Below are 13195 nucleotides of genomic sequence, written 5' to 3'. Positions count from 1 at the left end.
CGTGTTTTATCCGTAGGACGCGGTCAACTGTGGGAGCGGGCTTGCTCGCGAAGGCGATATGTCAGCCAACGCCGTCTCACGCCGGTGTCTTCTTCACCCGCAACGCCTTGGCCTTGGCCTCCACCACCAAATACATCGCCAGCGTGATCAGCAGCGGCAAAATAAAGTAAACCGCCCGATACGCAATCAGCCCGGCCAGCAAGCTGCCCCGTGACGCTTCATGCTGCAACAGCGCAATAAACACCGCTTCCAGCACCCCAAGCCCGGCAGGAATGTGAGTGACCACCCCGGCAATCGCGCTGATCAGCAACACCCCCAGCACCAGCGGATAGTCCAGCTTGGCCGGCAAGAGGGTGAAGATCACCGCCGCCATCAACGACCAATTCAGCGCGCCCAACGCCAGTTGCATACACGCCATGCGCAGCGACGGCAGGTTGATCTCGACGCCCTTGATTGACCACGCGCGTTTTTTCGAAAACCGGCAGGCGGCCAGGTATCCCAGGCTCACCAGCACCAACAGCGCGCCAATGCCCTGCAACGCCGTGCTGCTGACCTTCCAGCCCGGCGGCATGGTCACCAAGCCACTGATGAACACCGCACCGGCCAGCGCCATGTAGCCAAACCAGTTGGTGGCCAGGCTCAGGCCCAGAATCTTGGCGATATTGCCCGTGCTCACCCCCAGCCGCGAATACAGCCGGTAACGCATGGCGATCCCGCCGACCCACGCGCTGAGGTTGAGGTTGAACGCATAGCTGATGATGCCCACCGGCAGAATCTGCTTCCAGCCCAAGGGCTGGCGGATGTAGGTGCGGCCAATCAGGTCGAAGCTGGCGTAAACGAGGAAACTGCACAATGTCAGCCCGCCGGCGATCAGCAATGTACGCAGTTTGAAGTCGCCGAGTGTCTGGAACACTTCGCTCCAGTCGATACGCCGGGCGAGCAGCGTAAACAGCGCGATCAGCAGCAGGAAGAAGGCAATGGTCAGTGGCTTCTTCCAGCGCTTGAAGCGTGAGCTGCCGGCTTCAGACGTCATGGGGCGGGCACTCGACCGGTTTCAGTCGTGGCTTGTGCGCCGGCAGCCAACCCGTCAACGCGGGGAAGTGGCGCATCACATGAAACACCAGGAACCCCACGGTCAGCCGCCACAGCCAAAGGCGTGGCTTGCGGTTTTCCGGCATGGTCTGGCAGTGATTCCTGGCGAGTGTCTCCAGGCTTTCGTAGAGCTGCTGATTAAAACCACGGTCGCGGATCAGCACGTTGGCTTCCAGGTTCAGCGACAGGCTCAATGGGTCGAGGTTGCTTGAGCCCACGGTGCTCCATTCGTCGTCCACCAGCGCGACCTTGCCGTGCAGCGGGCGCTGGCAATATTCGTGGATCACCACGCCGTCCTTGAGCAGATAGTCGTAGAGCATGCGCGCCGCGAGCTTGGCCAGCAGCACGTCGGGCTGGCCCTGCATGATCAGTTGCACGTGGACGCCACGTCGCGCGGCGTTACGGATCTCGCGCAATAGCCGGTAGCCGGGGAAGAAGTAGGCGTTGGCGATCACCACTCGCCGCTGCGCCTTGCTCAAGGCATGGATATACGCCTCTTCGATGTCATCGCGGTGCTGCACGTTGTCGCGGTAAATCAGGCGCACCAGGCCATCGTCGTGGGTGGTCGACCACAACGATGGCCGTTGCTGGCGCCGCCGCCAGCCGCGGCGCGTGCGCACCTGGCGGCCGCTTTGCGCGAGGGCGAAATGATGCAGGTCAGCCACCGCCGGGCCCGTCACCTGCACGGCGTAATCCTGCTTGGCTTCGGGGCCGAAATCTCCCAGGTGATCGGCGGAAAAATTGATCCCGCCGATAAACGCCACGGCGGCGTCCACCACCACGATCTTGCGGTGCAGGCGCCGAAACCAGTTGGTGCGAAAGCCCAAGGTTTTCGACGCCGGGTCAAACATCTGCACCGTCACCCCGGCCTGCGCCAGCTCGCCGAGAAACGAGGGGCTCAGCTCGCCGCAGCCAAAACCATCCAGGCTGATGACCACCTTCACCCCGCGCTGCGCCGCCTCGATCAAAATGCCCTTAAGCTCATGGCCGACCTTGTCCTCAAACAGGATAAAGGTCTCCAGCAGAATCTCCCGTCGCGCCTCACGCAGGGCGTCGAACACCTTGGGAAAGTACGCCTCGCCATTTTCCAGCAGCGCAATGCGGTTACCCGCCTGCCAGCCGTAATCCAGGTCACGGGCCTTGGCTTCATCTGGCGGCTGGTCGGTGGCGATGTGCTCTACCGCAATGTTCATAGCTCAATCTCCACCGACAGCGGTACATGGTCCGACAGGTGGGACCAGGGCCGGGAGGTCAGCGCCCGAGGCGTGTGGATGTTCACATTGCGCACATAGATGCGGTCCAGCGCCAGCAACGGCAGGCGCGCCGGGAAGGTGCGTGGAAGCGTGCCGTGGGTTTCGATGAAGACATCCCGCAACCCGCTGCGGCTGAGGTCGGCGCGCTGGCGCCAATCGTTGAAGTCGCCTGCAACCACCAACGGCGCATCCGCCGGAATCTCGCTGACGCGCTGTTCCAGCAAACGCAATTGCTGCTGGCGATGTACTTCGCGCAGGCCCAGGTGAATGCAGATCGCATGCACCTCCTGGCCGGTGCCCGGCAGGCGCAGCACACAGTGCAACAGGCCACGGTTTTCATGGCCGCTCTGGGAGATGTCGAGGTTGTCGTAACGCACGATCTGAAATTTCGACAGCAGCGCGTTGCCATGGTCGCCATGCGGGTAGACCGCGTTGCGCCCGTAGGCGAACTGCGGCCAGATGCTGTCGGCGAGGAACTCGTACTGCGGCATGTTCGGCCAGTCGCTGTAGCGCTGCGGATGGCGTTCGTGAGTGCCGTGAATTTCCTGCAGGAACACCATGTCGGCGCCCACGCTGCGCACCGCTTCGCGCAACTCGGGCAGGATAAAGCGCCGGTTCAGGGCGGTGAAACCCTTGTGGATGTTGACCGTCAACACCGTGAAGTGAGTAATGGCGGTGGTGGGCGTGGCCGGAATCAATTCTGGATGCGTCATGGCAGCACCCCGGCTTCAGGCAGATTTCCGGGCTCGGTAGCCAGATGCTGGTCCAGCCCGAAACGCTGCAGCAATTGGCGCGCATCGAAGGGCGCGCGAACTTTGACATCGTTGTCGAAAAAGCAGTACACGTCGCGCTGCTTGCGGGCGCGGGGCTTATGGTCCGGGGCCGCGAGGTGCGCATCCGTTGGTTGTTTGCCCTGGCTCCAACGCTCAATGCGATCGCCCCAGCGCGTGAGCGCCTCAGGTGTGTAGCCGCTGGCGTAGAGTTGCTTGTCGCCGTGCAGGCGCAGGTACAGGAAGTTGGCGGTAACGTCTTCCAGATACGGCCATTTGCCGGCGGTGTCGGCCACCACCAGCGCCACGCCGTGCTTATCGAGCAGGTGCACAAACTCGGGTACGGCAAAACTTTTATGCCGGATCTCTACCGCATGGCGCAGGGGCTTTTTGCCATGCGCCTTCATGCTCGCCTTGCCGTTGAGACGCGGTTCATGCTGGCGGGCGAGCGCTGCGGCCTGTTGGGTGTCGGTGGGGAGTTCCTGCAGAAAGGCTTCGAACGATGGCGGGTCGAATGTGAAGCTGGGCGGGAACTGCCAGAGGATCGGCCCGAGTTTTTCCTTCAGCTCCAAGACCCCGGACGCGAAGAAATTGGCCATAGGCTTGTGCACCTCGCGCAACCTCAGGATATGCGTGATGTAGCGCGGCGCCTTGACGCTGAACAGGAAGCCCTGCGGCGTGTCGGCGTACCACTCGGCATAGCGCTTGGGGGTTTGCAGCGCGTAGAACGAGCCGTTGATTTCGATGGCATTGACGGCGCGTGAGGCAAACTGCAACTCGCGTTTCTGGGTCAGCCCTTCGGGGTAGAAACCCCCGCGCCAGGGCGTGTAGCGCCAGCCGGAAATGCCGATGTGAATCGCCGCCATGGTTGCTCCCGTGAATGCAGGGTCAAGTGACCTCCGTGTTGGGATGACTGCGGTTTTTGCCGGAAAGTTTCCATGTTCCTACAGACGGTACACGGCAAAAAAATGTGGGAGGGAGCATTGCTCCCGCCCACATTGGGTGGTTGGTGTTGCTGGATCAGTGCTCGGCTACCGTGCGTGTCGAGCGCTCGGCATACACCGGGCCGAGTCGATCAAGGCGACCACTCCACGCCGTCAATGCCAGGGCCACCAACACCACCAGGCCGCCAATCCACGCGGTGTGGATCAACCCCAGGTGCGCCACGATCAAGCCACCGCCCCAGGCGCCACCGGCGATCCCCAGGTTGAACGCAGCGATGTTCAGGCCCGAGGCCACATCCACCGCGTGTGGGGTGTGATGTTCCGCCTGGCGCACCACATACACCTGCAAGCCCGGCACGTTGCCGAAGGCGACCGCGCCCCACACCAGCACGGTGGCCAGGGCCAGCCACGGGTTGCTGGCAGTGAAGGTCAGCACGAACAGCACGGCGGCGAGCAGCGCAAAGATGATTTTCAACGCGCTGATAGGGCCGCGTTTATCCGCCAGCTTGCCACCCCAGATATTCCCGGCGGCCACCGACACGCCGTACACCAGCAACACCAGGCTGACGGTGCCGGCGCTGAAACCGGCGATGTCTTGAAGGATCGGCGCCAGGAAAGTAAACGCGATAAACGAGCCGCCGTAGCCGATCGCCGTCATGGCGTAAACGAGCAGCAAGCGTGGTTGCTTGAGCACCTGCAACTGTTGCAGCAACGAGGCGGGTTTGCTGTGGGGGATGTTTTTCGGCACATAGATCAGGCTGCCGATAAACGCGAGCACGCCCAGGGCCGAGACAGCGAGAAAGGTTTCACGCCAGCCGAAGTGTTGGCCGATAAACGTGCCCAGTGGCACGCCCGTCACCAGCGCGACGGTCAGGCCGGTAAACATGATCGCAATCGCGCTGGCGGCTTTCTCCTTGGGCACCAGGCTGGTGGCGATGGTCGAGCCAATCGAGAAAAACACGCCGTGGGCCAGGCCGGTGACAATCCGCGCCAGCACCAGGGATTCATAACTCGGCGCTTGCCAGGCCAGCAGGTTGCCGAGGGTGAACAGCACCATCAGCGACAGCAGCAGGAACTTGCGCGGCACCTTGCCGGTGAGGGCAGTGAGCACTGGCGCGCCGATGGCCACGCCCAAGGCGTAAAGGCTGACCAGCAGGCCGGCGGACGGCAGGTCGACGCCAAGGTCGGCGCCGATGGTGGGTAACAAGCCAACGATGACGAACTCGGTCGTCCCGATGGCGAAAGCGCTGAGGGTCAGCGCGAGCAAGGCAATGGGCATGGCTGCAACTCCGGTGGGTTTGAATCAGGAGCGCAGTGTCGGGTGTTGGCTTGTGCGGAAACAGACAGGTATCGGCATTTGATATTTGCCTCATGCGCAAAGATTGCTCCCGCGCTCTGCCTGGGAATGCCTCCAGTGACGCTCTGCGTCACGCATTCCAGCGCGGACGCAAAGCGTGCAAGGCTGCATTCCTTTGCTGCGCGCGGGAACGATCAACGCTCAAACCCGTCAGTTCCTTACAGACCCTGCTGAAGGAGCCCGGTGTTTTGCTGAATTCAAAGACCGCATTACTGCTTGGCGCGCTGTTGTTGTTCGGCAACGGCGCCTTGCACGCCGCGACCGCTGCGCCTGCGACGGCACCGGCGACACCGGCTGCACCCGCCGCGGCCGCCGCACCGGCCAAGCCGGAATTACTGGTCGAAGGCGGCCTGCTCGGCGCCATCAGTTCCAGCATCGACGACGTGCAAGACAAACTCGACCTCAATCAAAACCTGATCGATGCCTGGCGCCTGCGTGCCGATCGAGCGGCGGATGAAGTCGGTCGGCTGGTGGACCAGACCGCCGCGCGCTCGCCGTGGAGCGTGGCCGGTGATTTCCTGTTGTTGTCGGGGGTGTGGATCGGCGCCTTTGCGGTGCTGACGCTGCTGGGGCGATTTTTCGTACAGCGCCTGAGTCGGCGCGCATTTGTCGAGCGCCGCAAACGCCTGCAAGCCGTACTCGGCTACGTGGTGCCCTATACGATTCCCGCGCTGATTTGCCTGCCGCTGACGCTGTATGTCAGTCATTTTCTGCCCACATCTGTGGGCCGCGCGCTGGCGCTGTGTTTCGCCTATGCCACCAGCAGCGGCATCTTTTCCACCTCAATGCTGTTGTGCGTCATTGTCATGTTCAACGTCGGACATAAGCGCCCGGCCGTGCAGATTATTCGCGATTATTGCCCCAAGCCGCTGTTCCTGATCGGCTTCCTCGCCGCCCTCAGCGACGCCCTGACCAGCCCGCAAATCGCGCGCCAGTTGGGTGGCAATATCACCAGCAGCATCGCGGTGTTCACCGGGCTGTTTGCGGCGCTGATCTTCGGCATGCTGGTGATCCGCCTGCGCCGACCGGTGGCGCATTTGATCCGCAACCGGCCACTGAGCCAACGCCTCAAACACCCGGCCTTGCAGCAGTCGCTGCGGGTATTTTCGGGGCTCTGGTACTGGCCGATCCTGTTGATGGTGCTGGTCTCGGCGATCAACCTGATCGGCGCCGGTGACGACAACCAGAAGGCCCTGCGTTGCGCGCTGTTCACCACGATTCTGTTGATCGGCACGGTGTTTCTCAGCACGGTGCTCCAGCACCTGTTCAAGTCCCGCAGCCAAGTGGCCATCCAGCGCAGCAGCGCCTACAAAGAGCGCTTCCTGAGTCTGTTGCACGCGATTTTGCGCATTGTCATGGCCATCGCCTTTATCGAAATTCTCGGGCGTATCTGGGGCGTGTCGCTCTTCGAATTCGCCCAGCGCAACTCGGTGGGCCGGGCGATCAGCGACTCCCTGAGCAGCATCGGGCTGATCCTGCTGATGACCTGGCTGTTCTGGGTGGTGCTCGACACGGCCATCCAGGAAGCGCTCAAGCCGCCGGTCAACAAGCGCTCAAGCCGCCAGCCCAGCACGCGGGTCAAAACCATCCTGCCGTTGCTGCGCAATGCGGTGAAAATCATCCTGGTGGTGATTTGCGCGATTACCACCATGGCCAACCTGGGCATCAATGTCGCGCCGCTGCTGGCGGGTGCCGGTGTGGTCGGCCTGGCCATCGGTTTCGGTTCGCAGCAGTTGGTGCAGGATGTGATCACCGGGCTGTTCATCATCATTGAAGACACGCTTTCCATTGGCGACTGGGTAGTGCTCGACTCCGGCCACGCCGGCACGGTTGAAGGCCTGACCATCCGCACCTTGCGTTTGCGTGACGGCAAGGGCTTTGTGCACTCGGTGCCGTTCGGGCAGATCAAGGCGGTCACCAACCAGTCGCGGCAATTTGCCTATGCGTTCTTCTCGGTGCAGTTCACCTACGACACCGATGTGGACAAGGCCGTGGAGTTGATCCGCGATGCCGGGCAGTCGATCCGCGACGACGTGTTCCTCAAGTACAACCTGCAAGGGCCGCTGGAGGTGTTTGGCGTCGACAAGATGGACCTCAATGGCGTGGTAATCACCGCGCAATTTCGCACGGTGTCGGGTGGGCAATACGCGGTCAGTCGCGCATTTAACCAGCGCTTGAAAAAGCTTGTGGATAACTGCGACGAGGTGCACTTCGCGCAAACTTATCCACAGCAGGTTTGGTTGCCCAAGCGCGCGGCGCAGCCACACGTAGACGAGCCGGAGGCCGAGGTACCGGCTCCGGTGGTGCTGACGGAGCAGCCGCGTACGCAGTGATTGATGTTGCCTGGGCTGACGCCTTCGCGAGCAAGCCCGCTCCCACATTTGAATGGGGTTCACTCAGTCAAAATGTGAGAGCTGGCTTGACCCATGTCCACATGTTGACCGTGTGAACCCAATCAAATGTGGGAGCTGGCTTGCCTGCGATAGAGCCAGTAGTTTCAACGCCCGATTCAATGCCTGATCAACTTCTCCTGCACCGCCTGCAGGTCCTGGTCCAGCAGTATCTGTTGCTTGCCCGCCACCCTCACCGCGGCCGGCAACCCATCCCGGTACACAATCCGGTTGCCGCTCACCGCCGGCACCTTATTGCCCGGCAACAGCGTGCCCACCAGGTTCAGCGGGTCCGCGCCACACACGGCAATCAAGCTGCCGTCATGGGGCCGGCGCCGTACTTCGCGCAGCAACGGAATCGCCTCCGGCAACGCAAACTGTTCGCCGGCCAAGCCACTCACAAACCGCCCGCCGCGAATCTCCCCGCGCGCCTCCAGGCGATGGAAGGTGCGCAGCAACTCGCGCCAGCTCGGCAACCAGTCCGCCTCGCGCTCCAGCAAGCGCCAGAACACCACACCATAACGGCGCAGCAGGGTCATCGCCACATGCTCCAGGGTTTCGGTGGAGTGCGGCCCGGCAGTGTTTGGCGAGCGCCGCACCAAGGCCCAGCGCCCGGCGTCGTCCATGCCGCCGACAAACGCACCGCGCCCACGCCGGCTGCTGCGAGCCACGCGTTTGCTGGCGGGCGTCGTCAGGGCGCGCAGGCCGGCGAAGCTGTCGGCATTCACCAGTCCGGCGCCCACCAACTCCTGCAAGGCGGTCTCCAGCTCACTGCGCAGCAGATGGGCTTCGTGTACCAGTTCATCGAAAAACAGCGCGCCATGCTCGCGCAAGGCCAAGTGGACTTTCTGCGCCTTGGGCGACAGAGTGGTGCTGTCGGTTTGCTCGGTCAGCCCACTCCATAACGGCACTTGAGCGCGCGGCAACAGCACCACCGGAGTACTGCGCAGCGCCATGGCGCTGGCCTTGTTGCTCAGGCGCGTCCACACCAGCTTGCCGCTGCGGCACAGCTCGTCGAGCCAGGTGGAGGAATAGTCCTTGAGCCGCGCGCTGAGCAAGTCACTGTCCCAGGCCGAAGTGGCGGCGGCATAGCCTTCGAATTGCGCAACGATCTGCGCCAGCATTGCGCTGCCCTGACCGCGCGTGCCGTCGGCCAGGTGCTGCCAGTCGAACAGAAAGCGCATGAAATCCTGTAACGCCACCGGCTCTATTTCGCGGCGCAGGCGCTTGACCGTGTAACGATGAATGCGCGCCAGCAGGTGGCGTTCACACCATTGCTCGGCGCTGGCGCCAGGGCTGAAATGGCCGCGCATGACGTAGCCTTCCTGCTCCAGGCGGGCGAGGGCTTGGGCCACGTCGGCGACCGGCAAAGCCAGGGGCGCGGCGATCTCGATCAGGCTCAGCGGGCCGAAGCCGCCCAGGCGTGCGCGCAGCACTTCGGCCAGTGCGTCATCGAAGGTCCAGGGCTCATCGAAGCCGGGCAGCAGCGGTAAATTGTGGGGGTAGATCGCCTGCACACAACTCAAACGTTCCACCGCGACCCACAAGCCGTTGTGCAGTTGATAGGCGCGGCCGGCCTTGGCCAACGCGTGCAGCCAGTCGGCCCATTGCGGCGTGATTTCACTGGGGGCGATACACGCCAGGCTCATCAACGCTTCGTGCATTTCATCCAGGCCATGCGGCGCCGGCCAGGCTTCTTCGCGCACCCCGGCGATAGCGTCGAGGTCCAGCGCACCGAGGTCGTCGGTGCTTTGCGGGTCACTCCAGCGTCGGTTGAGCACGGCCTGGGTGCGGCGTTCTTCCAACGGCGCGTCATCGAGAAAGGTGTAGGGCCGTGCGCTGAGAATTTCTGCCGCCATGGGCGAGGGCGCGGGCAGGTCGCGGCTGATCAGATGCACCTCGCCGCGCTCCATGCGCCGCAGCAGGGCCAGCCAGCCGTCGCTGTCCATGGCGTCGTGCAGGCAGTCGTCGAGGGTCTGTTCCACCAGCGGGTGGTCGGGCACTTCGCGTTCGCCGGCGAGGTTTTCCAGGCAGGCGATCTGGTCGGGAAACACGCTGGCGATCAAGTCTTCACTTTTCATGCGCTGGATCTGCGGCGCCACCTTGCGCCCGCCGGTAAAGCGCGGCAATGCCAGGGCCACACCGGCATTCCAGCGCCAGCGCACACCGAACAGCGGCGCATCGAGCACGGCCTGGATCAGGATGTGTTCGGCACTGTGGCTGTTTAAGTAGCGCCACACCTCATCCAGCTCGAAGCTGTGGCTGGTGGACAGCGACAACACGATCGCATTTTCGCTGGCCGCCGCCTGCAGCTCGAAATTGAAGGTGCGGCAAAAGCGCTTGCGCAGCGCCAAGCCCCAGGCGCGGTTGATGCGGCTGCCGAACGGCGTGTGGATGATCAGTTGAGTGCCGCCTGACGCATCGAAAAACCGCTCCATGATCAGCGTGTCCTGGGACGGCAGGGCGCTGAGGGCCAGGCGAGTGCGGGCCAGATAGTCGAGGACTTGCTCGGCGCTGGCGAGGTTCAGGCCCAGGGTGTCGGTGAGCCAGGCTTGCGCGGGTTGGAGGTCGCCGGGCGTGGCGCTGAGCAACGCGTCCAACTGCCCCTGGAACCGCGCCACTGCCGCGGACAATTCGTTACTGCGGCCCGGCGCTTCGCCGAGCCAGAAGGGAATGGTCGGCGGCTGCCCGTGGGCGTCTTCAACCCGCACTTTGCCGGCTTCAACCCGCAAGATTCTGTAGGACGTATTACCAAGCTGGAAGATATCCCCGGCGATGCTTTCCACCGCGAAGTCTTCATTGACGCTGCCGATGTTCAGGCTCTGGGGTTCCAGCAACACGCTGTAGTCGGCGTTGTCGGGAATGGTGCCGCCGCTGGTCACGGCGGTCAGCTTGGCGCCACGCCGGCCGCGGAGCGTGCGCGTCACGGCGTCGCGGTGCAGGTAGGCGCTGCGGATGCCCTGGCGGCCGTTGTAGCCGTCGGCGAGCATGTGCAGCAGCGCCTGATAATGGCGCTCATCCAGCGCCGCATAAGGCGCGGCGCGACGGATCAGGTCAAGCAGCGCCGGCTCCGACCATTCCTGCACGCTGACTTCGGCGATGATTTGCTGGGCCAGTACGTCCAGCGGCGCGACCGGAATGTGCAGCGTGTCCAGTTCGCCCCGGCGCACGCAGTCGAGCAGGGCGGCGCATTCAATCAAGTCATCGCGGGTGGTGGCGAACAAGCGCCCCTTGGGCGTGCCGCCGACCTGATGCCCGGAGCGGCCCACCCGTTGCAGAAAGCCGTTGATCGAGCCCGGCGAGCCGATCTGGCACACCAGGTCCACGTCGCCGATATCAATCCCCAACTCCAGCGACGCGGTGGCGATCAACACTTGCAACGCGCCCGCCTTGAGGCGTTGCTCGGCGTCCAGGCGCAGTTCCTTGGCCAGGCTGCCGTGGTGCGCGGCCACGGCGGATTTGCCCAGGCGTTCACTCAAATGCCGCGCCAGGCGTTCGGCCAGGCGCCGGGTGTTGACGAAAATCAGCGTGGTGCGGTGTTCGCGGGCCAGTGCCGCGAGACGGTCGTAGACCAACGCCCACACATCGTTGGCCATCACCGCCGAGAGCGGCACCGGCGGTACTTCGATGTCCAGGTCGCGCGGGCGGGCGTGGCCGATGTCGACAATCGCGCAGTCACGCCCCGTGCCCACCAGAAAGCGCGACACTGCCTTGATCGGCTTTTGCGTGGCCGACAGGCCGATGCGCGTCAACGGTTCCGCACACAAGCCTTGCAAGCGTTCCAGGCTCAGGGCCAGGTGGCTGCCGCGTTTACCGGCGGCGATCGCGTGGATCTCATCGACGATCACCGTGCGCGTGCTGGCCAGCATCTGCCGGCCGGAGTCCGAGCCGAGCAGCACGTAAAGCGATTCTGGCGTGGTGACGAGGATATGCGGCGGGCGCTTGCGCATCAGCGCGCGGTCTTTTTGCGGGGTGTCGCCGGTGCGCACGGCGGTACGGATCACCAACGGCGGCAGGCCCAGGCGCTGCAAGTGCGTGGTGATCCCGGCCAGCGGGTTTTGCAGGTTGATCTGGATGTCGTTGGACAGCGCCTTGAGCGGCGACACGTAGACCACCAGGGTTTCATCCGGCAGTTGCCCGCCATTGGCGAGGCCTCGGTGAACCAGGTCGTCGAGCACCGCGAGGAAGGCCGTCAGCGTTTTGCCGGACCCGGTGGGCGCGGCGATCAGGGTCGAGCGGCGCTGGCGGATCAGCGGCCATGCCTGGGCCTGGGCGCCTGTGACCGAGGGGAACGTGCTGCGGAACCAGGCGCTGACGGCAGGGTGAAAGCCGTCCAGGACCGTGTCCGTTGATTCAGGAAGGTTCATAACCCTTATATGCAACCACCCGGGCCAAGTTGCAACCCCGCACTTTATCCGTGACGGTTGCGCTACAAACCCGCAAAATGCAACGATTCTGGCAAATACCTACGACAGGCTTCACTTGCCTGTCGACAATAGCCATCGTTCCAAACAGACCGGGCCTGCTCAATCTATGCGAATGCGCCTTATGTTATTGGGCGGCGGGAATGCCCTCGGGCAGGCGCTGATTCGCCTCGGTGCAGAGGAAGACATTGGTTTCCTCGCACCCAAACCGCCCCAAGACGGCTGGGATGCCGCGAGCCTCACCCAATTGCTCGACGACACCCGTCCCGATGCGTTGATCAACCTCGCCTACTATTTCGACTGGTTTCAGTCCGAAGCCGTCAGCGAAACCCGCTTGGCTTCCCAGGAGTTCGCCATCGAACGCCTGGCCGAACTGTGCCAGCACCACAACATCACCTTGGTGCAACCGTCCAGCTACCGCGTGTTCGATGGCTCCCGCGCCACCGCCTACAGCGAAAAAGACGAGCCGGTGCCGCTGGGCCTGCGCGGCCAGGCGTTGTGGCGCATTGAACAGAGTGTGCGCGCCACTTGCCCGCAACATGTGCTGCTGCGGTTTGGCTGGCTGCTGGATGACAGCGTCGACGGCACGCTTGGGCGCTTCCTGGCCCGGGCCGAAAAGCCGGATGAGTTGCTGATGGCGGACGATCGTCGTGGCAATCCGACGCCGGTGGATGACGCCGCGCGGGTGATCATTTCGGTGCTGAAACAACTCGATTGCGCGGCGCCGCTGTGGGGCACTTATCACTACGCCGGGCATGAGGCGACCACTCCGTTGGCGCTGGGCCAGGCGATCCTCACCGAAGCACGCAACTTTCACCCGCTGGCGATTGAATCCCCCACCGCCCAGGCCCACGCAGCCCGGCCGGACGCGGCGGATGAACCGCAACACGCGGTGCTGGCCTGCAAGAAAATCCTCCACACCTTCGGCATCAAGCCACGGGCGTGGCGCGCGGGGTTGCCGGCGC

8 protein-coding genes are annotated in these 13195 nt (G+C 63.6%); 2 read left to right on the top strand and 6 right to left on the bottom strand.

Translation table 11 applies throughout. The features are described from left to right. Positions 1 to 76: 76 nt before the first annotated feature. The 5 genes from WBB95_RS04760 to WBB95_RS04740 all read right to left on the bottom strand — a co-directional run bounded on the left by WBB95_RS04760 (position 77) and on the right by WBB95_RS04740 (position 5338). Positions 77 to 1033, bottom strand: coding sequence for a lysylphosphatidylglycerol synthase domain-containing protein (locus tag WBB95_RS04760; RefSeq protein ID WP_424486542.1), 957 nt, complete (start codon positions 1031 to 1033; stop codon positions 77 to 79). Beyond that, on the bottom strand, positions 1023 to 2285 hold the full coding sequence (gene clsB, locus WBB95_RS04755) for a cardiolipin synthase ClsB (RefSeq protein ID WP_424486541.1): 1263 nt from the start codon (positions 2283 to 2285) through the stop codon (positions 1023 to 1025). Before clsB ends, WBB95_RS04760 begins: the two co-directional genes overlap by 11 nt. Further along, on the bottom strand, positions 2282 to 3058 hold the full coding sequence (locus WBB95_RS04750; protein WP_424486540.1) for an endonuclease/exonuclease/phosphatase family protein: 777 nt from the start codon (positions 3056 to 3058) through the stop codon (positions 2282 to 2284). Before WBB95_RS04750 ends, clsB begins: the two co-directional genes overlap by 4 nt. Beyond that, positions 3055 to 3981 (bottom strand): DUF72 domain-containing protein, encoded by a 927-nt coding sequence (locus WBB95_RS04745; RefSeq protein ID WP_424486539.1) that lies wholly within the window; start codon positions 3979 to 3981, stop codon positions 3055 to 3057. Before WBB95_RS04745 ends, WBB95_RS04750 begins: the two co-directional genes overlap by 4 nt. Positions 3982 to 4135: 154 nt before the next feature. After that, a complete protein-coding gene (locus WBB95_RS04740; RefSeq protein ID WP_424486538.1) occupies positions 4136 to 5338 on the bottom strand; it encodes an MFS transporter in 1203 nt (400 codons plus the stop codon). Between the two features lie 266 nt (positions 5339 to 5604). Between WBB95_RS04740 and WBB95_RS04735 the strand changes: the two genes are divergently transcribed. Further along, positions 5605 to 7749 carry a mechanosensitive ion channel family protein gene (locus WBB95_RS04735; RefSeq protein WP_424486537.1) on the top strand — a complete coding sequence of 715 codons (2145 nt, stop codon included), beginning with the start codon at positions 5605 to 5607 and terminating at the stop codon, positions 7747 to 7749. A 176-nt stretch (positions 7750 to 7925) separates the two neighbouring features. Here WBB95_RS04735 and WBB95_RS04730 read toward each other — a convergent pair whose 3' ends face one another. Further along, the gene (locus tag WBB95_RS04730; protein ID WP_424486536.1) at positions 7926 to 12173 is read right to left on the bottom strand and encodes a DEAD/DEAH box helicase; all 4248 of its coding nucleotides are present in this window, start codon (positions 12171 to 12173) and stop codon (positions 7926 to 7928) included. 166 nt (positions 12174 to 12339) lie between these two features. Between WBB95_RS04730 and WBB95_RS04725 the strand changes: the two genes are divergently transcribed. Then, positions 12340 to 13195 (top strand): sugar nucleotide-binding protein (locus WBB95_RS04725; protein ID WP_424486535.1); only part of this gene is annotated, 856 nt, incomplete at its 3' end.

The organism is Pseudomonas sp. (assembly GCF_049645325.1).
Lineage (GTDB): Bacteria > Pseudomonadota > Gammaproteobacteria > Pseudomonadales > Pseudomonadaceae > Aquipseudomonas.
Note: the sequence above shows the minus strand (reverse complement) of the source record. Positions and strands in the feature narration are given on the sequence as shown.